At 70.4% G+C, this 21,922-nt stretch carries 23 protein-coding genes and 1 tRNA gene; 17 read left to right on the forward strand and 7 right to left on the reverse strand.

Features of this window, described 5'->3' with window-relative positions; genetic code table 11:
• Positions 1-112 precede the first annotated feature (112 nt).
• The gene (locus tag FM119_RS03860) at positions 113-1,549 is read left to right on the forward strand and encodes a sugar porter family MFS transporter (protein WP_179205196.1); all 1,437 of its coding nucleotides are present in this window, start codon (positions 113-115) and stop codon (positions 1,547-1,549) included.
• Positions 1,550-1,585: 36 nt separating this feature from the next.
• On the opposite strand, the gene FM119_RS03865 is transcribed toward FM119_RS03860, so the two are convergent.
• The gene (locus FM119_RS03865; RefSeq protein ID WP_087136365.1) at positions 1,586-2,230 is read right to left on the reverse strand and encodes a GNAT family N-acetyltransferase; all 645 of its coding nucleotides are present in this window, start codon (positions 2,228-2,230) and stop codon (positions 1,586-1,588) included.
• A 204-nt stretch (positions 2,231-2,434) separates the two neighbouring features.
• Here FM119_RS03865 and FM119_RS03870 point away from each other — a divergent pair, with 204 nt between their 5' ends.
• The gene (locus FM119_RS03870; RefSeq protein WP_087136366.1) at positions 2,435-3,073 is read left to right on the forward strand and encodes a TIGR00645 family protein; all 639 of its coding nucleotides are present in this window, start codon (positions 2,435-2,437) and stop codon (positions 3,071-3,073) included.
• Here the strand turns inward: FM119_RS03870 and FM119_RS03875 are convergent.
• On the reverse strand, positions 3,045-4,319 hold the full coding sequence (locus tag FM119_RS03875) for an MFS transporter (RefSeq protein ID WP_245827248.1): 1,275 nt from the start codon (positions 4,317-4,319) through the stop codon (positions 3,045-3,047). The two genes, FM119_RS03870 and FM119_RS03875, sit on opposite strands and share 29 nt — an antisense overlap.
• A gap of 70 nt (positions 4,320-4,389) precedes the next feature.
• On the opposite strand from FM119_RS03875, the gene FM119_RS03880 reads away from it, so the two are divergent.
• Positions 4,390-5,004 carry a TetR/AcrR family transcriptional regulator gene (locus FM119_RS03880; protein WP_087136368.1) on the forward strand — a complete coding sequence of 205 codons (615 nt, stop codon included), beginning with the start codon at positions 4,390-4,392 and terminating at the stop codon, positions 5,002-5,004.
• A 15-nt stretch (positions 5,005-5,019) separates the two neighbouring features.
• Here FM119_RS03880 and FM119_RS03885 read toward each other — a convergent pair whose 3' ends face one another.
• The 3 genes from FM119_RS03885 to FM119_RS03895 form a co-directional block, all read right to left on the reverse strand.
• Complete coding sequence (locus FM119_RS03885; protein ID WP_087136369.1) at positions 5,020-6,594, reverse strand: deoxyguanosinetriphosphate triphosphohydrolase family protein; 1,575 nt, start codon at positions 6,592-6,594, stop codon at positions 5,020-5,022.
• An 84-nt stretch (positions 6,595-6,678) separates the two neighbouring features.
• On the reverse strand, positions 6,679-9,855 hold the full coding sequence (locus tag FM119_RS03890) for a prealbumin-like fold domain-containing protein (RefSeq protein WP_143822615.1): 3,177 nt from the start codon (positions 9,853-9,855) through the stop codon (positions 6,679-6,681).
• A gap of 500 nt (positions 9,856-10,355) precedes the next feature.
• Positions 10,356-11,450 carry a VIT1/CCC1 transporter family protein gene (locus FM119_RS03895; protein ID WP_087136371.1) on the reverse strand — a complete coding sequence of 365 codons (1,095 nt, stop codon included), beginning with the start codon at positions 11,448-11,450 and terminating at the stop codon, positions 10,356-10,358.
• A 114-nt stretch (positions 11,451-11,564) separates the two neighbouring features.
• On the opposite strand from FM119_RS03895, the gene FM119_RS03900 reads away from it, so the two are divergent.
• A complete protein-coding gene (locus FM119_RS03900; protein WP_218778718.1) occupies positions 11,565-11,990 on the forward strand; it encodes a DUF5684 domain-containing protein in 426 nt (141 codons plus the stop codon).
• A complete protein-coding gene (locus FM119_RS03905) occupies positions 11,984-12,928 on the forward strand; it encodes an aldo/keto reductase (protein ID WP_087136372.1) in 945 nt (314 codons plus the stop codon). Before FM119_RS03900 ends, FM119_RS03905 begins: the two co-directional genes overlap by 7 nt.
• Here FM119_RS03905 and FM119_RS03910 read toward each other — a convergent pair.
• On the reverse strand, positions 12,925-13,434 hold the full coding sequence (locus FM119_RS03910) for a MarR family winged helix-turn-helix transcriptional regulator (protein ID WP_087136373.1): 510 nt from the start codon (positions 13,432-13,434) through the stop codon (positions 12,925-12,927). The two genes, FM119_RS03905 and FM119_RS03910, sit on opposite strands and share 4 nt — an antisense overlap.
• A gap of 37 nt (positions 13,435-13,471) precedes the next feature.
• Between FM119_RS03910 and FM119_RS03915 the strand changes: the two genes are divergently transcribed.
• From FM119_RS03915 to FM119_RS03920, 3 genes are all read left to right on the forward strand, one after another.
• Positions 13,472-13,762 carry a hypothetical protein gene (locus FM119_RS03915; protein ID WP_087136374.1) on the forward strand — a complete coding sequence of 97 codons (291 nt, stop codon included), beginning with the start codon at positions 13,472-13,474 and terminating at the stop codon, positions 13,760-13,762.
• 72 nt (positions 13,763-13,834) lie between these two features.
• On the forward strand, positions 13,835-13,975 hold the full coding sequence (locus tag FM119_RS13835; RefSeq protein WP_179205188.1) for a hypothetical protein: 141 nt from the start codon (positions 13,835-13,837) through the stop codon (positions 13,973-13,975).
• Between the two features lie 155 nt (positions 13,976-14,130).
• Positions 14,131-14,203, forward strand: a tRNA-Arg gene (locus tag FM119_RS03920).
• On the opposite strand, the gene FM119_RS03925 is transcribed toward FM119_RS03920, so the two are convergent.
• Complete coding sequence (locus FM119_RS03925; protein ID WP_087136477.1) at positions 14,169-14,474, reverse strand: helix-turn-helix transcriptional regulator; 306 nt, start codon at positions 14,472-14,474, stop codon at positions 14,169-14,171. The genes FM119_RS03920 and FM119_RS03925 overlap by 35 nt on opposite strands.
• A gap of 619 nt (positions 14,475-15,093) precedes the next feature.
• Here FM119_RS03925 and FM119_RS03930 point away from each other — a divergent pair.
• The 9 genes from FM119_RS03930 (at position 15,094) to FM119_RS03975 (ending at position 21,922) form a co-directional block, all read left to right on the forward strand.
• Positions 15,094-15,282: a hypothetical protein gene (locus tag FM119_RS03930; RefSeq protein ID WP_087136375.1), complete on the forward strand. Its 189-nt coding sequence runs from the start codon at positions 15,094-15,096 to the stop codon at positions 15,280-15,282.
• 196 nt (positions 15,283-15,478) lie between these two features.
• The gene (locus FM119_RS14370; protein WP_087136376.1) at positions 15,479-15,688 is read left to right on the forward strand and encodes an HNH endonuclease; all 210 of its coding nucleotides are present in this window, start codon (positions 15,479-15,481) and stop codon (positions 15,686-15,688) included.
• A complete protein-coding gene (locus FM119_RS13840; protein ID WP_087136377.1) occupies positions 15,685-17,397 on the forward strand; it encodes a hypothetical protein in 1,713 nt (570 codons plus the stop codon). The genes FM119_RS14370 and FM119_RS13840 overlap by 4 nt, the downstream gene beginning before the upstream one ends.
• Positions 17,398-17,628: 231 nt before the next feature.
• Positions 17,629-18,666 (forward strand): hypothetical protein, encoded by a 1,038-nt coding sequence (locus FM119_RS03950; protein WP_143822616.1) that lies wholly within the window; start codon positions 17,629-17,631, stop codon positions 18,664-18,666.
• On the forward strand, positions 18,666-20,282 hold the full coding sequence (locus FM119_RS03955) for a hypothetical protein (RefSeq protein ID WP_087136380.1): 1,617 nt from the start codon (positions 18,666-18,668) through the stop codon (positions 20,280-20,282). The genes FM119_RS03950 and FM119_RS03955 overlap by 1 nt, the downstream gene beginning before the upstream one ends.
• Before the next feature lie 2 nt (positions 20,283-20,284).
• Complete coding sequence (locus tag FM119_RS03960) at positions 20,285-20,590, forward strand: hypothetical protein (protein ID WP_087136381.1); 306 nt, start codon at positions 20,285-20,287, stop codon at positions 20,588-20,590.
• Positions 20,587-20,955 carry a hypothetical protein gene (locus FM119_RS03965; RefSeq protein WP_087136382.1) on the forward strand — a complete coding sequence of 123 codons (369 nt, stop codon included), beginning with the start codon at positions 20,587-20,589 and terminating at the stop codon, positions 20,953-20,955. Before FM119_RS03960 ends, FM119_RS03965 begins: the two co-directional genes overlap by 4 nt.
• A gap of 2 nt (positions 20,956-20,957) precedes the next feature.
• Positions 20,958-21,407: a hypothetical protein gene (locus tag FM119_RS03970; RefSeq protein ID WP_087136383.1), complete on the forward strand. Its 450-nt coding sequence runs from the start codon at positions 20,958-20,960 to the stop codon at positions 21,405-21,407.
• A gap of 2 nt (positions 21,408-21,409) precedes the next feature.
• Complete coding sequence (locus tag FM119_RS03975; RefSeq protein WP_087136384.1) at positions 21,410-21,922, forward strand: hypothetical protein; 513 nt, start codon at positions 21,410-21,412, stop codon at positions 21,920-21,922.

Below are 21,922 nucleotides of genomic sequence, written 5' to 3' on the forward strand. Positions count from 1 at the left end.
GGGATCCCTCGTGACCGCACCAGCGGCGAAGAACTCCTCCCCCACGCCGGCGGGCGGCGGATCGTCCCGAGCGGACGGAGCGGCCCGAGCGGGCGGAGCGGCCGGGGGAGCCCTGCCCCCGCTGACGCCCGGTCCGTACCGGCGTCGGCTCGGCACGGTGGCCTTCGTCGCCACGCTCGGTGGACTGCTGTTCGGCTACGACACGGGCGTGATCAACGGCGCCCTCCGTCCGATGTCGGCGGAGCTCGGGCTCACGGCCGTCACCGAGGGCGTCGTCACCAGCTCCCTGCTGTTCGGGGCTGCGGTGGGCGCCGTGTTCTCTGGCCGGGTGTCGGACGCCGTCGGTCGGCGCACGACCATCATCGCGCTGTCGGTGCTGTTCTTCGTCGGGGCGCTCGTCTGCGTGCTCTCGCCGGGCTTCGCCGTCCTCGTTGTCGGCCGAGTGCTGCTCGGCCTCGCCGTCGGCGGTGCGTCGACCGTGGTGCCGGTGTTCCTCGCGGAGCTCGCCCCCTTCGAGATCCGCGGATCGCTCTCGGGCCGCAACGAGCTCATGGTCGTCATCGGCCAGCTCGCGGCCTTCACCGTCAACGCGGTCATCGCGGCGATCTGGGGCGAGCACGAGGGAGTGTGGCGGTACATGCTGGCGGTCGCCGCCCTCCCCGCGGCGGCGCTGTTCATCGGGATGATGAGGGTGCCCGAGTCGCCGCGCTGGCTGGTGGCGAAGGGCAGGGACGAGAGGGCTCTCGACGTGCTCGGCCGCATCCGGTCTCCGGAGCGGGCCAGGGCGGAGTTCGAGGAGATACGCCGGGCGGTGCACACCGAACACGCGCGCGTCCGCGGGGAGGCCCGCGGCGCGGGCGGGCTGGGCGCCGTGCTTCGGACCCGGTGGCTCGTGCGCATCGTGCTGGTCGGCATCGGCGTGGGCGTGTTCCAGCAGCTCACGGGGATCAACTCGATCATGTACTACGGCCAGGCCATCCTCATCGACTCCGGGTTCCAGGAGAACGCGGCCCTGATCGCGACGATCGCCCCCGGCGTCATCGGCGTGATCGGTGCCCTGGTCGCCCTGCGGATGATGGAGCGGGTCGACCGCCGCACGATGATGCTCATCGGCTACAGCCTCACCACGCTCTGCCACGTCCTCATCACCGCGACCTCGCTGCTCCTGCCCGAGGGGTCGCCCGCGCGGCCCGTCGTGATGCTCATCCTCATCGCCGCCTTCGTCGGCTCGATGCAGACCTTCCTCAACATCACCACCTGGGTCGTGCTGAGCGAGATCTTCCCCATGCGCTTCCGGGCGTTCGGCATGGGCATCGCCGTGTTCCTGCACTGGACGACGAACGCGCTGCTCGGGCTGACGTTCCCCAGCGTGCTCGAGGCCGTCGGCCTCACCGGCGCGTTCGGCGGCTTCGCCGTCGTCGGGGTGCTGGCCGTGCTGTTCATCCACCGTTTCCTGCCGGAGACGCGCGGGCGCAGCCTGGAGGATATCGAGGCGGTCGTGCGGAGCGGGCGGAGGACGTCTCAGTCCCCGGCGCGTGCCGGCGGCTGAGCCTCGGCTCCGTGTGCCGGCTGCCCGCAACAGGGCTCAGTCGGTGCGGGCGGTGGTCGAGCGTGCGGGGCGCCACATCGCGGCCGGCTCGGCGCCGTCGATCCCGACGATCGGTGCGAGCTCGACGAAGCCGTTCCTGCGGTAGAGCCGGCGATTGCGCGGGGTGGACGACTCGAGGTACGCGGCGGCGTCCTCCGCGTCCGCCCTGGCCAGCCCGTGCGCGAGGAGCGCCGTCCCGATGCCGCGACCACGACCGGCGGCGGCGACGCCGAGCTCACCGAGGTACCAGTGCGCGATTCCCGGCCGATGGCGCCCCATGACGCGCTCGTACCGGAGGGCCCTGGCGACGCCACGCGCTCCGAGCGCCCTGACCATCATCGACGTCGTCGTGAGCCCGAGCGACAGACCCGCGCCGCTGTGCTTCGGTCCTTCCCACACCGCGGCGCCGAGCACGGTGCCGTCGTCGTCGACGGCCAGGTCGAGGCGACCGCGCGCACCGGCCGAGCGGATCATCGCCAGGAACAGCAGCGCGATGCGATGCCTGCGGTCGCCGCGCTCGTCGATGAACGCCGCGAGCACGGGGTCGTCCTCGAACGCCTCCGCGAGCACAAGTGCGGCGGCGGCCTGCTGGTCGCGGCGGGCGGGGACGACCGAGGGGCGCGTTGGCTGCGGGGTGCTCATCCGGTGAGCGTAACCCCGGCCCGGTGTGCCGACAACCGGCCCGCCGGTAGCGGCCCGCCCGGTCGCGCGTGGATGCCCGGTGCAGGCTCCGGGTCCGTCGACCGCGTAAACTGGACGGCGGTACCGGGCCAGCGCCGCCCCGCCCGTCGCGGGGGCCCGGTGGATCGGGCTCTCCCGTCCCACCGATCGCAAAGGACACCTCCGATGAGCGCCGACAGCCCCGAACCCACCAGCCACGACGCCGCGACGGCCGAGTCGGGGCCGGTCGCCCCGACGGGCCGGAGGCGCTCCCGGCGCTCGCGTGTCATCGAGCACGGCCTCGAGTGGGTGCTGTTCGAGAGCAGGTGGCTGCTCGCGCCGCTGTACATCGGGCTCATCGCCGCCCTCGTCGTCATCCTCATCAAGTTCGCCGAGGAGCTCGTCCACCTGGTCACCCACATCTTCGAGGAGACGCCGGACGACGTGGTACTCGGGGTCCTCAGCCTGCTCGACCTGGCGCTGCTGTCGAACCTGGTGCTCATCGTCATCCTCGCCGGCTACGAGAACTTCGTCTCGAAGATCGCCGTCGCCCGTGACGCGGAGGACAGGCCCAACTGGATGGGCCACATCGACTTCTCCGGCCTGAAGATGAAGCTCATCGGCTCGATCGTGGCCATCTCGGCGATCGGGCTGCTCAAGGACTTCACCGACCTGGGCACGTCGGAGGCGCTGGACAACACCGCCCTCACCTGGCGGGTGGTGCTGCACGTGACCTTCCTCATCTCCGGAATCGCCTTCGCCTTCTCCGACTGGCTGGGCGAGAAGCGCCTCATGCTCAGTCAGCAGACGCACTCGAACGACTGAGCCGGGGCTCCGCGTCGCCGCGCCTCGCCGCGTCGGTGACGCGCGCCCTGCCCAGCACGAGGATGGCCAGGCCCATGATCGCGACGCCGAGAACGTAGGGCGCGGCGTGGCTGACCGTGGTGTACAGCGCCGCCGCGATGAGCGGGGCCGCGGCGCTCATCGCCGCGTTCAGTGACTGGGTCGCGCCGCCGAGCCAGCCCTGCTCGTCGTCGCCCACGGTGTTGGACATCGCTCCGTCCATCGCGGCCTGGGACGCACCCTGGCCTGCCGCCAGCAGGAGGGCGCCGACGACGAAGAGCCACGGCTGGCCGAGGACGCTCGCGACGGCCGCGAGCACGGCCAGGCCCAGCATCTGGGCCGCGATCCCGCTGACGATGACACCGCGCTCGCCGAGGCGGGGCAGGAGGACGCCGAGAAGAACCCCCTGCACCAGGATGTCGATGACGCCGATGCATGCCGTCAGGAGTCCGATCTGAGTGGGCCCCCACTGGACCGCGTCGAGGGCGAGGACGCCGAAGTTGTTGACGAAGAAGCCGAACGGCAGTGCGAGAAGGGCGAAGACGGTGAGGAGCGGGCGCAGCTCCGGCCGTCCGAACGCCTGGCGGAACACCGCGAACGGCTGGACCTCCCTTGCGGTGATCCGCGTGATGCGGTTCTCCGGGCGCAGGCTCTCCGGGAGCAGGAAGACGCTGAGGGTCGCGATGAGGAGCGAGACGCCCGCGGTGACGAACACGGGCAGCTGGACGCTGACGGCTGCGAGCAGTCCGCCGACTGCCGGGCCGAGCATCATGCCGATCCCGGACAGCGCGCCGAGCAGCCCGAAGCGCTGCGCCCGCTTCTCCGGAGGCGTGATGTCCGCGAGGTAGGCGAACAGCGCGGGCAGGTCGCCGGCGGTCAGTCCCTGGACGATGCGGGCGAGCAGGAGGACCCAGATGGACCCGCCGATCCCGAAGGCCGCCATCGATGCGGCCGCTCCGAAGGCGGAGACGATGATGACGGGGCGGCGGCCGAACCGGTCGGACAGGCGTCCGAGGAAGGGGGCGACGAGGAAGGCGCAGAACCCGTTGACGGCCTCGAGCACGCCGACCCAGACGGCGAGCTCGGATTCGTGGGGGACGTACTGCAGCACGATGAACGGCAGAACCGGGAGGACGACGGTCATCCCGATGACGGTGAGCATGGTCAGGGCGATGAGCATGGCCCAGGCACGCGTCGTGTCGCGTGCGGACGAGTCGAGTGAAGTCACTCCATAACTGTAGCGATACCACTTTTGTAGTCAAGCCACTTTTCTCTCCGTCGGCGGATAGACTCTCCGCATGAGCAGCGAGCAGCCGACCGGACGCCGAGAGCGCAAGAAGGCGGCGACCCGCAAGGCCATCTCCGACATCGCCACGACGATGTTCATCGAGAGGGGCTTCGACCGGGTCAGCATCAGGGAGATCGCCGACGCCGCGGACGTCTCGCCCACCACCGTGTTCGCCCACTTCCCCCAGAAGGAGGCGCTCGTGTTCGACGAGGACACCGAGCAGAGGGACCGACTGGTGGCCGCGGTCAGGGAGCGCGCCCCCGGCGTGGGGGTGAGCAGGGCGCTCCACGACTTCTACCGCGCCGAGATCGGACTCAACATCGACGAGCACGGCGAGGAGGCCGCTCGGGTGTTCCTGCGTTTCCTTGACGAGACGCCGGCGCTGCGGGAGTACGGTGCCCGGATGTGGCTCCGCCACGGGGACGCGCTCGCGGCGACTATCGCGGCCGAGTTCGGGCTCGATGCTCCGACCCCGGAGATCCGGGTGTACGCCCGCTTCGTGCTCCAGATGCAGACCCTCGTCACCGACAGCGAGGAGCAGCTCGCGACCCTCGAGGCAGGGTTCTCCGTGCTCGATCACGGCTGGGCCCCCGTCGAGGCGGCGCTCACCGCGGGCAAGCGGTGACGCGCGTGTTCGGCGCTAGAGCGCTCCCGTGGACCACAGCCGGTCGGAGCCGCCGCTGATCGTCGCCGCGATCGACAGCGCCTGCGAATCGCTCAGGGACGCCACGTAGTCGATGACGGCCCGTCCCCGTCCCCTGCGGATGATGCTCGCGTCGTCCGTCGGGCCGCTCAGCACGTTCGGGTGCTCGCGCCGGAGCAGCGCGTAGTCCTCGATCGCGACGTCCATCGACTCCAGGAGCCGGCGGGGCGCACGCGCCGCGTCGTCCGGGTCCTGCAGCCAGGCGGTGAAGCCCCGCACGAGGGTCTCGATCACAGTGCCCTGGCCGCGCTGCACCGTCGCCAGGTCGGGCCGGTCCAGAACGAACCGGGTGTGCACGAACTTCAGCACGTTGACGTCGTGCCAGGACTGCTGGGACAACCGGACGACGCCGCTGCGCACGTTCGGGCTCTCGTCGACGGTGATGCCGCGCTTGAAGCGGTCCAGCCACCGGGCCGTGAACGCGGTGATCGCCCGCTCCGCCTCCCCGCCGCCGTCGAAGGGGATGGCCAGGAGCGTGTCGCCGAGCTCGATCGACACCTGCTCGACGGCCAGGCGGAACGCCTCGGGGTCGGCGATCCACGGGTCCCTGCGCCGCATGCGGCGCCACAGCGTCTCCAGGCCGTGGCCCGGGGTGCGGGAGCGCTCGCGCAGCTCGGCGTCCGACCGCTCGGCGAGGGTGTCCTCGTCGCGCAGCCAGGCGCGCAGCTCGCCCGAGACGGCGGTCTGCTGCAGCACGCCCGCGCGGTAGAAGTCGTCGAGGTCGTGGATGGAGTAGGCGATGTCGTCGGCGACGTCCATGACCGAGCACTCGACGGTCTGCTGCCACGGGTCGAGACCGGGGTAGGCGGCGCGGACCCGCGCGACCTCGGCCGCGTGGAGCGAGTAGACGGAGAACTTGTGCGCTCCGGTGGCGCGGGCGTCGCCGACGCCGCGCGGGCGCTCGCCGTCGGGGAGCGGGGCGCGGTCGCGCCACTCCAGCCGCGTCCAGGGGTACTTGAGCACGGCCGCCCTGACCGCCGCCGTGAGGTTGAGGCCCGTCGGGGTGAGCCCGTTCGTGTCCAGGGCGGCGAGGATGCGGAAGGTCTGCGCGTTGCCCTCGAAGCCCTCGGGCAGGCCGAGCTCCTGCCGGGCCAGGCGATCGAGGACCTGCTCGCCCAGGTGGCCGAATGGCGGGTGCCCGAGGTCGTGCGCGCTCGCGGCGGCCTGCACGACGACGGGCTCGCAGCCGCCGAGCCGGAGGATCCGCCTGCCGTTCTCGCCCCGGTCGTTGGCGAGCGTGACGGCGATCTCCCTCGCGACAGCGGTGACCTTGATCGAGTGGGTTAGGCGGTTGTGGATGACCGGGCCGGCGCTGGTCTGCGGCACCACCTGGGTGACGGCGGAGAGCCGGGAGAAGTACGGGGAGAAGCGGATGCGTTCCAGGTCGGTGCGGAAGTCGAAGCTGGGGTAGGGCACTCCGCCCTCGGGGAGCGGCTCGGCGATCTCCCTCCTGTGCCTCGCCGGGACGGGGGAGGGCTCCGCGGGAGAGCCGGGGGTCGCGTCGCTGCTCATTCCGACATTCAAGCACGCAGACGGACGGGGGAGGTGGCGGTCGCCCGCTGCCTCCCCCGTCCGCGTGTCACGCCGGTGCGGTCATCAGCTCCTGCGGCGGGCGCGCAGGCCGAACAGGGCGGCTGCGGCGAGCAGGAGCGCTCCGGCGAGGGCGATGATGCCCGTGCCCGATGCGCCGGTGCGTGCGAGGTCGTCCGAACCGTCCGCGTCGGCGGAGGTGGACGGGGCCGGCTGATCGGGAACGGGTGCCGTCGAGGTCGTCGAGGCCGGTTCGGACGGCTCGCCGCTCGGACCCGCGGTCGGCTCGTCCGTGGCGGGAGTCGTCGGCTCGGGCGTGACGGGGGTGTCGGTCGGCGTCGGCTCAGGCGTGACCGGGGTCTCGGTCGGCGTCGGCTCGGGCGTGACGGGGGTCTCGGTCGGCGTCGGCTCATCCGAGCGGGTGTTGAGGAACGTCGCCACGTCCGAGCGTCCGTCCTCGCCGACCGTCACGCGAACCCGCTCGTCGGAGAGCGCATAGCCGGCGGGCGCGCGCTTCTCGACGACCTCGTAGCTGCCGGGCTCGGTCACGGTCACTCCGACGGGGGAGCCGTCGGGGCCGGTGACCCGGAGGAAACCGTCCTCCACGAACACGTCGTCGACGACGACGGTGCCGTCACCGCGCTGGATCTGGAACCGCGCTTCAGGGTCGGAGATGACCGTCTCCGTGTCGTCGGCGTCCACCTTGCGGATCGTCAGGGGGAAGTCGTTCGACGGCACGAGGGTCGCCTGCGAGTTCCCGAAGGTGTTCACGATCGGGGTGTCAGCCGTGTAGTCGACGATCCGCACCGCCACGTAGACGTGGACGGGGTCGGTCGTGTTCAGCAGTGTCCCCGGCCGGTTCTCGACCGTGACCGTGGTCGAGTCGGCGTCGTAGCTGGCCTGAAGGTTCCCGTCCAGCTTGACGGTGTCCGTCGTCGGACGCTCGGCGGTGTCGACGTCATCTGCGCCGACGAAGCCGAGGAACTCGACGCCCGCGGGCATCGTGTCCAGCGTCGGGATGATCCGCACATCCTTGTACTTGCCGTGCGGGATGAAGGCGAGGTCGTAGACGTAGACGTCCTGCACGAGCTCACCGCTCGCCGGGTCGAACTCGGCGCGCAGCGACTGCTTCCAGCTGTGGTCTCCGCTGTCCCTGATGGACTTGCGCGTCTCCGCCTCGTCACCGAAGGAGGTCGCGCTCGTGCTCGTCTCCGACCAGTACAGCGCCTTCTCATCGGAGCCGATCAGCGTGGCCGAGTTGCTGACGCTCAGCGTCTGCTTGCCGACGATCGGCTTCGTCGTCAGCGGGAGGGTGATCTGCAGGCGACCGGAGATCGCCGGGGCGATCGTCGCAACGCCCGCCTCGCTCAGCGCGACGGTGATCGCGCCGTCGTCGGTCAGCGCGACGTCGAGGTCCCCGGAGTCGAGCGGCTTCCACCAGGCGTAGAGGCCCGTGGCGCCCTTCGCCGCGGTCGCGATGGCCGCGTCGCTCAGGTCGAAGACCGCCGGGTCGACGTGGTCGACGATCGTGCTCGAGGTCAGGTCGACCTCGGAGGCGTCGATCGTGAAGGTGTAGGGGATGCTCAGGGCCTCCCCGGGGCTCGCGGTCAGGCCGGCGGGGGCCTTCTTGGAGAACTTGCTGTCGTCGTGCACGCCGTTGGAGAAGTCTCCGTCGACGAGGGTGGCGTCGGCGCTGCGGCGCTCGGGGTTCGCGTCGTCGTCGTAGCTGAAGGTGGCGCTGTTGGGCAGCACGTACCCGGTCGCGTCCGAGACGTTGGTCCAGCCGGTGGACAGGCCCGTGATGCTCGTGGCCTCGGCGTTGAGGGTGATGGACACGCTCGTCGCCGAGTCGGTGCCGAGGTTCGCCAGGAAGTGCGAGCCGACGATCGCGTAGTGGCCGACGAACTCGTCGGCCGCGAACTCATCCGCGGTGCCGTCGAACTCGACCGGGGTCAGTGCTCCGGCGGGACTCACCGTCACGCGCTCGCCGTCCGCCCAGCGCAGCTGGGGCACGAGCTCGTCGCTGATGACGACGTTGCGGTCGAGGGTGCGGTAGGCGTTCGAGCCGTCCCAGTCGGACAGCGTCGCGGTCAGGGTGTAGCTGATCGGCACCGCGGGGTCGAGCGTGCCGTCCTCCGCCGCGGTGACGGTGCGCTGGCCCCAGCTGGCGGACTTGCCGAAGGCGCCGCCGAGGTTCGGCTTGCTCGGACCCGCGACGTCGCCGCCGATCCAGACGGTCGCCGTCTTCGACTCTCCGCCGAAGTCGGCGGTGTTGACCAGGTCAAGCCCGAAGCGTCCGCCGTCCTCGCCGAGCGTGTCGTACTCGGCCTGCAGCCGGTCCTGGAGCGCCTGGCGTGCGGCCTCGTCGGCCACCGTGGCCGAGTAGCGCAGGACCAGGCGGGAGGGGCCGTCGACGTTCACGGTCGTGGCGAAGGACGAGCCGCTGAGGTCGGCGTCGACGTCGAACGGCTGAGTGGACTTGTTGAGCCCGTCGGCATCCCAGGTGGTGATCTCGGCCGACAGGGAGTCGGCGACGTAGCTCAGCCCCTCGGGGAGGGTGTCGCTGATCGGGTAGTCGCTGCGCGCATTCTTCGAGTCGAGGTGGAGCTCGTAGCCGATCGGCGAGCCGATGAGGGAGTCGGCGACGGTGACGACGCCGTCCGCGACGCTGACGAAATTGCCGAGCCAGCCGTTCCGCGTCTGCTTCCCTGAGCCGTCTGAGACGTTGGCGATCTCGTCGCCGTCGTTCTTGATGGTCACGTCGACCGAGGTCGTCTCACCGCCGACCGACCAGCTGATCGGCTCCTTGGAGCTCTTCTCGACCGTGTTGACCGTGTACCGCAGCTCGACGACGCCCTGGGTCGTGGTCGGCATCGGGTTGGCGAAGGTGACCCGCAGCGTGTTGCCGATCTGCTCGATCGAGGCGATGCCCTCGTTCGTCACCTCGAGGGTCGCCGGGTCGATCGACACGTTGTCGCTGAGGACGATGTCGACCGTCGAGCCGGGTTCGACCCTGTCGCTGCCGCTGTTGGAGTACTGCAGCTTGAGGGTCTGCGTCGAGCCCTCGTTGACGACGGCGTCGTCGACGAGGGATCCGGTGACGGTGACGCCGGGGGTCGCGGCGAGGGAGGGGGTGGCACCTGCGATGCCGATGACGACGAGGGCCAGGGCGAGGACGGACGCGAGCGCGCCGACCATCGTGCTCCTGGCGCTCGCGGGCACACTTCGGGTGTGTACGCGCACGGGGGAACGCCTTACTTTTCGGGGGTTTTGGGGGAACAAACCTCGATGCTACGCCCGGCTCGCATGCCGCCCTGACCATGCGTCGCGGAGTGCTCCCGGGGCCTCCGGCCCTCGTTCTGTGGTCTGACCAGGGTGATTCGGCGGGTGAGCCGGGGGGTGAGCGTTGGCGCGTCGCCCCCGAAGGGGGGTGATTCCGATTGCGGAACATGCCGGGGCGGGCGGGCCGTTGTGCTGCGCACCCGGTCCCGGCCCCGCGCGAGGCGACCCCGAGCCGGCTCAGGCCCCGAGCACGAGGCGACCCCGAGCCGGCTCAGGCCCCGAGCACGAGGCGACCCCGAGCCGGCTCAGGCCCCGAGCACGAGGCGACCCCGAGCCGGCTCAGGCCCCGAGCACGAGGCGACCCCGAGCCGGCTCAGGCCCCGAGCACGAGGCGACCCCGAGCCGGCTCAGGCCCCGAGCACGGACGCCGTGGGCGTGCCCGCGAGCCGTGCCGTGCTGCCTCAGCCGACGGAGGTGCCGAAGAGCAGGCCGAGCAGGTACGTGGCGGCGGCCGCGCCCCAGCCGATGCCGAGCTGGCGGAGCCCGCGGCGCAGCGGCGACGCCCCCGACAGCACGCCGACAGTCGCACCCGTCAGCAGCAGGGCGACGCCGACCAGGCCGGCCGAGGTCAGCACGGCGGCGATGCCCGTGATCCCGAGCAGGTAGGGGAGGACGGGGATGATCGCGCCGGAGGCGAAGAAGCAGAAGCTCGACAGTGCCGCACCCCACGCGGAGCCGATCTCCTCGTGGTCGTTCTCGTCCTCGGCGTTCGCGGGCCGGGCGTTGGCCAGCGCCGCCTCGTCGTGCACGCAGTCGCGCCCGTGCAGGACCTCGGCCGCGTGCGCCTCCGCGTCCTGGGGGCTCATGCCCCGCGCGCGGTACACGAGGGCGAGCTCGTTGGCGTTGACGTCGAGCGCGGGGAGTGCCGCGCGCGTGCTCGGGTCGGGACTGGACGCCGCGAGCAGCTCGCGCTGAGAGCGCACGGACACGAACTCGCCCGCGCCCATCGAGAGCGCGCCGGCCAGCAGCCCGGCGATCCCCGAGGCGAGGACGACGCTCGTGCTGACGCCGGTCGCCGCCATCCCGAGGACGAGCGCGAGGTTGGAGACGAGCCCGTCGTTGGCCCCGAACACGGCGGCGCGGAAGGTCCCCGCCATGCGGGCGCGTCCGCGTGCGGCGAGCCCCCTGATGACCTCCTCGTGGACCTTCTCGTCGGCGACCATCGTGTCGGTCGCGTCGTCGTCGGCGCCGTAGGGCGAGCGCGCCTCCGCCCGCTGGACGAGCGCGAGCACGAACACCGCGCCGAAGCTCCGGGCGAAGAAGCCGAGCACCCGCGTGCGCAGATCGGGCCGCGGCCGGGGCTCGGCCGCGGGCCCGAGCAGGTCGAGCCAGTGCTGCTCGTGACGCTTCTCCGCGTCCGCGAGGGCGAGCAGGATCGCCCGCTCCTCTCCGCTTCGTCTCGCCGCGAGGTCGCGGTAGGTGCTCGCCTCGGCGCGCTCGGCCGCGAGGTGACGACGCCAGCGCCGGATGTCGCTGCCGGAGGGGGTCGCGGTCACGGGTGCCTTCCCTGTTGCCGGCGGTCGCCGGGGTCGATGTGCGGAGCGTCGGCCGTGCGGGGTTCGCGCTGGCCTACGCTTGACCCAGGTTATCCGCGGTCGGAGGGGAATGTGATGGGTGTTGTGACGAGCGTGCTCGCGGCGGGCGACGTCGACTACCAGATGGAGACGACGATCGGCCTCGGCGCGGTCGCCGGCTACGTGATCGCGTCGGTCGTGGTCTACCTGCTCGCGGCGGTCGCCCTGTGGAAGGTCCTCGACAAGGCGGGCCAGCCCGGCTGGGTGGCCTTCATCCCGGTGGTCAGCTACCTCTTCGTCCTCCGCGCGGTGCAGCGTCCGTGGTGGTGGTTCCTGCTGATGATGATCCCGGTGGTCAACATCGTCCTCGCCATCATCGTCGCCGTCGATCTCGCGCGGGTGTTCGGCTTCGGCGCGGTCTTCGGCTTCTTCCTGCTGTTCTGGTTGCCGATCATCGGCTACCTCGTCATCGGTTTCGGCTCGGCCGCGTACCGCCCCTCCGAGCGTCCCGCGACGTGGTGAGCTCGCCGGAGGGCGTCGGGCGGATCGGCCTCGGCCTGGCCGCCGCGGGCAGGCCGGCGTACATCAACCTCGGGCACGACGTCGACCAGTCGCCCGGCCTCGGGGTCGAGCAGCTGAGGCGGCGCTGCCACGAGCTGCTCGACCGGGCCTGGGATCTCGGCGTGCGGACCGTCGACGCCGCGCGGTCCTACGGCCTTGCCGAGCGGTTCCTCGGCTCGTGGCTGGCCGCCCACGCCGGCAGGAGGGAACAGCTGCTCGTCTCCTCCAAGTGGGGGTACCGCTACGTCGGCGGGTGGCGGGTCGACGCCGAGGTTCACGAGCGCAAGGACCACGCCCTCGCGGCTTTCCGCGAGCAGTGGCCGATGACGGTCGCGGAGCTCGGCGGCGAGCCGGACCAGTACCTGGTCCACAGCGTGACGCCCGACAGCCCAGCGCTGGCCGACGCCGGCCTGCTGGCGGCGCTGCAGCGCCTGGCCGATGGCGGCGTGCGCGTCGGGTTGTCGACCTCGGGACCTCGGCAGGCCGAGGTCGTGCGCCGAGCGCTCGACCTGCCCTCCTCGCCGTTCCGCGTGGTCCAGTCGACGTGGAACGTGCTCGAGACCTCGGCGGGTCCCGCGCTGGCCGAGGCGTCCGACGCCGGGTGGCGGGTCATGGTGAAGGAGGCGCTCGCGAACGGGCGGCTGACCGACCGCGGAGACGCGACCGGCCTGCTCGACGCCGCGGCCGCCGCCGGTGTCACGCCGGACGCCCTCGCTCTGCGTGCGGTGCTCGAGCAGCCGTGGGCGACGATCGTGCTGAGCGGTGCGAGCACCCCGGCGCAGCTCGCGTCGAACCTCGGCGCCCTCGAGGTGGGGGCCGACGCGGTCGCGCGGCTCGACATCGTGGCCGAGTCTCCGGGGGAGTACTGGCGGCACCGCTCGACGCTCGCCTGGAACTAGCCCGTGCCGGTCGTCCCCGTCCCGTCTCGCGCCTGACCTGACTCCTCCGTTTGCCCCGTCGGAGCGGTCTCCTCCATCGCGGCGGCCGTCAGCGCATCGAAGGAGTCGCGGAGCTGGCCGATGCGGCCCTCGTCCATGCCGAGCCTCGCCATGATCGCGGCGGGGATCTCCGCCGCCGAGTCGCGCAGAGCCCGTCCGGCGCCGGTGAGCCGCACATCGAGGACGCGTTCGTCGTCGCTGTTGCGCCGTCGGGTGACGTAGCCGCTCGCCTCGAGCCGCTTCACCAGGGGTGACAGGGTCGCCTTGTCCAGGCGCAGCTCGCGGGCCAGCTCGGTGACGGTCCGTGGGTCCCGCTCCCAGAGGGCGAGGAGGACGAGGTACTGGGGGTGTGTCAGCCCGAGCGGGTCGAGCAGCGGCCGGTAGGCGGACACGATCGCCCTGGACGCGAGGACGGCCGAGAAGCAGAGCTGGTTCTCGAGCCGGAGGAGGTCGTCGCGTTGGGTCATGACGTCAGTCTAGACGCGTGTTGGTACGCTAATGGTTATGGCCCTAACTAATTCCGACGAGGACGATGCCGGCTCCCGCCCGCCCCGCCCCCGCATCGCAGAGATCGGCTTCGTCAACTGGCTGAACGTCACCCTGCGCCGCTACATCGGCCCGCCGCCCGTCGGCCCGTTCGACAAGCCGCTCGTCATCGACACGGCGGGCGCGATCTGCCCGATCTGTCGCGCGCCGATGGATGGGCACGAGATCGACCGCTCCGGCGCCCGGACCCGCCTGCACTGCCCGCCGGCGGCCGAGGGTGGGGAAGGGGAGCGGGGAGTCGAGGCCTGAGCGCGGGCATGTCCCCCGGAATGGGGACGCAGGGTCGGCGTCATATTTCGGCCGGAATGCGTTCTCTTAGGCATGAAGATCAACAACGACATCCCCAGCCCCCTCAACCGCGGCGTCGAACTGGACCGCCTGTGCCGCCGCTACGTCGCCGGCGAGCTCGGCAGCGACGAACTGCTGCGCTCGGTCCACGGCATCGCCAAGCGTGATCACTGAGCCCTCGGCCCGAGCGCCGCGGCCGCCGCATGTCGCGTTGGCAGGGTGCCCTGGCGTCTGGTCGGCCGCGCGGCGCGCCCGCCGGGGTGGATTGGCATCTCCCGCACCGCTCCTGTAATGTCATCTCTGGCCGCTGAAAAGCCGGTCCAGAAACTGCGCCCGTAGCTCAATGGATAGAGCATCTGACTACGGATCAGAAGGTTGGGGGTTCGAGTCCCTCCGGGCGCACAACACCTGAAGCCCCCCGCGAGAGCGGGGGGTTTTCGTTTGCCCTCACGCCGCTGGCGAGCCATTCAATCGTGACGCCGCAGGCATCAGCCCACCTGAGCGCATAGGTCAGCGTCGGCTCGGCCTTGCCGCGCTCCCACCCTGAGATCGTTCCGCGCGATACGCCGATAATCTCCGCCATTTGCGCCTGCTCCAGCCCGGCAGCTAGCCGGGCCTCTCGCAGTAGCACGCGCAGGCCGAGCGTGATCGTTCTTGGCTGTTCCATCGTCATGAAGCCAGATTAGGCGTCTGTGCAAGAAATTGCGACACGCCGCGTCCAATGCAAACTATCCACATCTGTGGATGGTGCTGTGGACTCATGCAAGAAATCCGCACACACGAAAGCATTGCGCGCCCACCACCACGGCTCCGCGCCTGACGAGGCGCGGGAACAACTGAACAGCCACAGGGCACACCACGGCCGGACACAACCGGAACCGAGACACGCGGGACGCTACCGCGAAACAAGATGTGGCCCCGCCGACGCGGGGGGAGCGGTAAAGGCATGTCCGGGCGCTCACCCCCACAGAGACACCCCCGCGCCGATATCCCGACCGTGACGGCCCCGCCGTGACATAGATCGACCGACGCCTGGCTCCGTGTACCGGAAACCGCGCTCGCGCTCTACGTCCCCTCCCGCTCTCCAACGAGCTAGGGGGGGACAAAACTCCCTCAACCACCACCATCCCCGGAGTTGATATGCCCGAGCACCCCGACTGCCAGACCCGCGGCCACCTGAGAGTGAACCGCCCGAACGGCCGCTACTGCCTCCGCTGCAACGCCCGCCTACTCAGCTACACCGAATGGCTCGCCAACCAGCCCCAGCCCCTCGACCTGAAAGAAGCCACCGCATGAACCAGCTCGACCGCCTCACCGGCCTCCCGCTGTTCAAGCCCTACGTTACCCGCCTCTACGACGGCGTGGAACGGCACTACGTCTGGGCCGCAGCGACCGCCGACCACATCAGCTACCACGAGACCTGGAGCCAAGCCCTGGACGAGCTGGTCGAGCGCACGAGCGTCGCGGAGGCCACAGCATGACCCCCGAGTGGTCGTGGCTGCTGGTCGGTGGCGTGGCCCTCACGATCTGGGCGTGCGTCCTCGACGCCCGCACCATCGGTCAGCGCATCCGCGATCGGCAGAACCGGCGGTGAGCCGACACCACCGGGCGCAGAAGTGGAGCACCCACAGCCCCCGCCACCGTGCCCGTATCGAGCCGCTGCTACCCCTGCCGTGTGTGAACTGTGGACAGCCCGTCTACCGCGAACAGCTCTGGGACGTGGGGCACATCATCGACGCCGAGCGCGGGGGCCGGCCGGTCGCGGGCAACGTCGGCCCCGCGCACCGTGGCTGCAACCGGCGAGCTGGTGGCAAGCGCGGCGGCACGATCCGCAGCCGTGCGCGTCGGGCAGCGGCGAACCGAGACCAGAACCTGCGCGATTGGTGACGAAGTTGACCGCGATTCAGCCGAACACGGCCCCGTTTTTTGAGAACAGCCCCGAACTCTCACGCGGTGGCAGCCCCGAATTCTCTCTCTACCTATGGAACAGAATTCGGGACCGTGGCGCGGAGCCGCGCCACCACTCCGGCTACGCCGACGACGACGCGCAGCGCCTGGAGTTCCTGGAGGGCGCACGCCTGTACGGGCTGGAGCTGGTGGACCTGGACGACCCTGCCGAGCTGGAGCGCCTACGCTCGATGCACCCGCCCCGGCACCCGCTCCAGCCGCAACAGCTCAAAATGGCGGACACGCTGAACCGGTCGTTCGACTCCTACGCCGTCGAGATTCCCCGCCGCGCGTCCAAGACCACCACGATTTTCTGCTGGCTGCTGGGCCGTCTGAAATGCCGCCCCGCGTATCAGGTCACGTTCAGCGCGCAGAACGGCGTGGCCGGGTCGCGTCGTCTGCGCGAGTGGGCGAACAAGCTCGACGCGATCACCCCGCCCGATGACGCGGACCTGCCGCCGTGGCTCCAGGGCAAGCCCCGCCGCTCGCGCGCAGCGGAACGCCACACAGCCCTGTTCGGCATCGACCCCGTGCAGGAACAGCACGCGACCGGTGGTCGAGGGTTCCGCATCATGCGCGGCGAGGTCGGCAAGGGTATCTACTTCGACAACGGGTCGCAGCTCCTCGTGCTCAAGCCCGACGCCGACGCCTACCGAGGCGAGGCCGCGGACGTGTCCTGGATCGATGAAGCACAGGAGATTGACCCCGACGAGGGGGCCGACCTCATGGCCGGTATCGTGCCGCTCCAGGACACCAAGCCCGGATCGGCAATCGTCATCAGCGGCACCGCGGGCGAGGAGCGCCGCGGGCCGTTCTGGGAGGAGCTGCACCGGCTCCGCGAGACCGACCCCGATGTCGGCGGCATCGACTACGCCGCCGACCCGCTCACGCCCTGGGATGACATCGAGGACGAGAACCGCGCTATGGCGATCCTGGCCGAGGTCCACCCCGGCGTCGGCACGCTGACGACCATCGACAAGATGCGGAAGAACTGGCGCAAGCTGCCCCGCCCGCAGTGGGCCAGGGAGTACCTGTCGCTCTGGCCCGAGGGCTACGGCCTGACCGCGATCCGCTCCGACCTCTGGGACGCCGCCCGCACCGAGACCAAGAAGCGCCGCCCGTCCCGAGTCGCGTTCGGCTGGGACACCCGCCCCGGTGGCAAGTCCTCCGCCGTGTGCGCCGCGTGGCGCGACAGTCGAGGCGTCGCGCACGTCGAGCTGGTCGCGCACCGGCTCGGCACATCGTGGCTGCCGAAGCTCGGCGCGGACCTCAGCGCGAACTACACCGGCTCCACGCTCGCGTACGACGACATCGCGGAGGGCAAGGCCACAGCGCTGGAGATGCAGCGGCTACGGCCACGTCCCCGCGTCCGCATCATCAGCTACCGCGACATGGCCTCCGGGTGCGTCCAGTTCATGCGTGACCTGGAAGCCGGGAACCTCCGCCACTACGACCAGCCCGGACTCGATGACGCCGCAGCGCACGCGACCAAGCGCGAGGTTCGCGGCGATCAGGGTGTCTGGCTGTGGTCGAGCGACGGCGCGGGCGACGTGTCGCCGCTGGTCGCAGCGACACGAGCACTCACCAACTGGGACAAGCACTACGCCCGCGCGAAAGCGGACGACTACGAAGGGCTGATTACAGCATGATCACGTTCGACCGCTCCGACCGCTACACCCTCATCGTGTGCGACCAGTGCCCGCACTGGCACGCATTCGCCTGGGACCGCGCCGCCGCCGAGCGCCGCGCCGCCGCGCACGAGGAGTCATGCCACCCCGGCGTCCGCGTGATCCGGTCCCGCTCCGCATCACGCGACACGACGCGCCGCGCCCGCGCTCAATCCGCGCAGTGTGACACAGGCGGGCGGTGAACTCACGGTCATGGGTATTCGTGATCTGTTCCGGCGCTCCAGCGCCGAGGTAGCCCCGAACCGCGGCGGCATGGTGTCGCCCTGGTCCGAGGGTGACGCGCTGTCGTCGTTCGTCTGGCAAGACGTGTTCGGCGGCGAGGATGCCCCCGTGTCACGCGGTATGGCAATGCGCCTGCCCGCGGTCGCCGCGCCCCGCGCCCGCATCCTGGAGACCCTCGCCGGTCGCCCCCTGGTCGCCTACGACACCACCGACCAGCCGCTCACCGAACAGGACGCCTGGCTGTCCAGCATCGACGCCCCGTGGCTGCCCGAGCCGATCAGCCCCTACGAGCGCATGGCCCGCACCCTGGACGACCTCATGTTCTACGGCTGGTCGCTCTGGGCCGTCGCCCGCGCAGGCGAGCGCATCACGACCGCGCTGCACGTCCCGTTCGAGCGGTGGCACACCTCACCCGACGACAGCACCATCTACGTGGACGACGAAGCCGCGAACCCGGCCGAGGTCATCCTGATCCCCGGCCCGTTCGCCGGACTGCTGGTCGACGCCGCCGACACCATCCGCGGCGGCCTGGACATCGAACGATCCTGGCGCGCGAAGGCACGTAACCCGATCCCGACCGCGATTTTCGAGGAGATCAGCGACGGTGCCGTGGACCCGAAGGTCGCGCGACAGTACGTCCAGGACTACGCCAAAGCCCGCCGCAATCCCGAGGGTGCGGTGACGTTCGTGCCCGCCGTCATGAAGCTCCGCTTCGAGGGCGAGGTAAACCCCGACCTCATGATGGCCGCGCGCAACAGCGTCCGCCTGGACATCGCCGCGTTCCTGAACGTCTCCGCCTCCGGCGTGGACGCCGCGACGAACCAGTCCACGCTCCGCTACGAGACCGACACGACCGTCACGCAACAGCTCACCGACCGCATGTCGTTCTGGACCGAACCCATCGAGGCGCGCCTGTCCCTGGACGACGTGACCCCGCCCGGAACCCGCATCCGCTTCGACTTCACCGACCGCAACACCGCCACCACTGGAACCCCTACGGAGGACTAATGACCGACCTGACCATCAAGGGCGGAACGCTCACCGCGTCCGCCGACGACCGAACAATCAGCGGCCTGCTGATCCCGTTCGGGGAGGAAGCCTCCTCGAACCTGGGAAAGTTCAAGGCCGACAGCGGATCGTTCACGCTGCCCTCCGATCCCTCGCAGGTCGGCATCAACGTCGAGCACGAGCGCGAGTCCGCGTTCGGTCACGCCGTCACCCTGGGCCGCAGCTCTAAGGGCGTCACCGCGACCTTCCGCGCCGCCGAGACCGAGGAGGGCGACACCGCCCTGGCCGACATCGCGGCCGGTCGCCGCCTCCACCTGTCGGCCGAGGTCAAGGGCGTGCAGATCGTGGACGGCCGCGCCGTCGCCGGTCGACTGTTCGCTGCCGCTCTGGTCGAGAAGCCCGCGTTTCCGTCCGCCACGCTCCTGGCCGCAGCGGTCGAGGACGACGAGGAGACCATCGTCACCGAGACCCCGGCCGACGCCGACGCCGAGGAGGACACCACCGAGGAGACGACGGTGAACGTCTACACCGACGAGGAGGGCATCGAGCACAAGGCCACCACGACCACCACCACGACCACGACCGACGACAAGACCACGATCACGGAGACGACCGTGATCGAGACACCCGAGCCTGAGACCCCGAAAGAGGAGAACACATTGACCGCACGACTGGCGCAGCCGCGCACCCCGAAGCCCAAGACCGCCGACGAGTCCCTGACCGCGTTCCTGTCCGCCGTCGCGGGCGCGCACAACACGCAGGACTCGACCCTGCTCGCCGCGTTCAAGAACGTCCCGCTGACCGGAGAAAAGGGACTGGCCCCCGTGACCAGCGTCCCCGAGTACCTGGGCGAGCTGTGGAAGGGCCGCAAGTTCGCCCGCCGCATCATCCCCCTGCTCTCCGGTAAGCCGCTGACCAGCATCACCGCGAAGGGCTGGCGCTTCACCGCCACCCCCGAGGTCACCGAGTACGACGGCAACAACGCCGCCGTGCCGTCGAACGAGGCGGGCGTCGAGGAGGTCACCTGGGACTTCCAGCGGTTCGCCGGAGGCTGGGGTCTGGACCGGGCCTACACCGACTTTGGAGAGGTCGCCGTGATTCAGGCGTTCCTCGCCGCCGCGACGGACTCCTACGCCCGCAACACGGACCACTGGGCGCTCGCCCGGCTGCTGGCGAAGGCCACCAGCGCTCCGGTCGGCACGCTGCCCACCGACGTCGCCCCGGCTGTCGGGATGCTCGTGCGCGGTGCGCTCCGCGTCATCGACGCCGACGCCTCGCCGTCCTACGCGATCCTCGCGCCGGACCTGTACGAGCAGCTCCTGTTCACCAAGAAGGACGACGTGCTGGCCTACCTGGAAATGTCCCTGGGCCTGGAGGAGGGTGCCGCCGCAGGGTTCACCATCACCAGCCACAAGAACGTCCCCGCCGGGCAGGCGCTCGTGGGCGCGAAGGAAGCCGCCGCGGTGGACGAGCTGGGCGGTTCCCCGATCCGCGTCAACGCGCAGGCAATCGCCAACGGCAAGGTTGACGAAGCGCTGTTCGGCTACGTCCGGTTCCGCGACGAGTACCCCTCCGGCGTGCAGCTCGTGACCGGCCCGGCCGCAGGCGGTCAGTAGTCATGAAGTGGTACACCCCCAGCACGATCAGCGACGACTGGGCCGACGCCCCGGCTAACGCTGATCTGCTGGGGCTGTACGTCGCCGCAGCGCGTGACCAGATCGAGCGATTCAGCGTCGAGCTGGACGACCCCGAGGACATCACGGCGTCGTACCGTCTCGCCCACCTGATCCAGACCCGCAACATCTGGAACGCCAACAACGGCACCGACACCAGCGGCTACGGCGACGGCGAGTTCGTGTTCCGCACGCCGCCGCTGGACTGGCAGGTCAAAGCGCTGGTCGTGCGTCGTCTGGAGGCGACGTGACCAGCGCCCGCCACCAGCTCGCCGCAGCGCTCACGCCGCTGCTCCCGCCCACATGGAGGATCGTCCCCTACGAACGATCCATCGACCGGCCGTCGTCGGTCGTGGTCATGCTCAAGCAGTCCACGATCACGCGGCACCCCTCAGCGCCGGACGGCGCGCACCTGGTCGAGTTCGTCGTCACCATCATCAGCCCGCACGAGGACAACGCCGCCGCGGAGGACCAACTGGACGACGGCGTGATCGAGCTGACGCACGCGCTCGATGACGCCGGACTCGGCTGGGACACCGCCACGAAGGTGTCATTCGCAGACCGGTTCATGGCGTACGACATCGCCGTGAACATCACCACCACGAAGGAGAACTAACCGTGTCACTCATCAACGTCAAGCCCCGCGTGTTCAAAAACTACCTGCTCCGGCTGGGCCTGGACGCGCAGTATCAGAAGGCCGTCAGCTCGGTCACCCTCACCCCGTCGGCGTCCACCGTGACGTTCAAGGGTGCCCACCCCGAGGCCATGTTCAGCGACGTGACCGCCGCGACGTGGACGTGCGAACTCGCGTTCGCGCAGGACTGGGAGACCGAGGACAGCCTGTCCCTGTTCCTGCTCAACCACGAGGGCGAGCACATCCCCGCGGAGTTCCAGCCCGAGGCAGGCGGCCCCGCGTTCGACGCGGTGCTGATCGTCACCCCCGGCGCGATCGGCGGAGCGATCGACGCCTACGGCACCGCGACGGTCACGCTCGGCGTCGTCGGCCGGCCGATCTACAAGGCCACCGGGGGCACCGTGCCCGCGACGACGCCGCCCGCGGGGGAGTAGCCGTGTCGGGTCTGCGCGTCAGCGTCTACGGCGTCAAGGAGCTACAGGCCGTCATCCTGGCGATGAAAGCCCTAGACCGTGACCTGAAAAAGACGTTGCGCGCGCAGACCCGGGAGGTCGTCGGCGCGATCTGGAAACAGTCCATCGCGGAGAACGTGCAGTCGCGCATGGAGTCCCGCGTCCTGGGCGACACCGCTCGAGTGAAGGTGTCGGATCAGAACGTCACCCTCACGTCCGCGAGCGTCGGCCGCAAGATGTCAGGCGGTGTCAAGCCGTCCGAGGTGTTCGCATCCGTCGAGTTCGGCAACTACCCCGAGCGCCGCCGCACCTACACCGCCCGCAGCAAGCGCGGCAACAGCTATGACGTGACCCGCCGCACCGCGGCGCAGTTCCGGCCGAAGAACCGTGAGGGCTACGTCGTCTGGCCCGCCGCAGCGGAGGCCGTGCCCCGCATCGCCGCGCTCTGGGTGCAGACCATCGCCCGCGGCATCCACGAAGCATTCGAGAAGAGATAG

Origin of the sequence: Mycetocola reblochoni REB411, from assembly GCF_900163835.1 — a bacterium.
Classification (GTDB): domain Bacteria; phylum Actinomycetota; class Actinomycetes; order Actinomycetales; family Microbacteriaceae; genus Mycetocola_B; species Mycetocola_B reblochoni.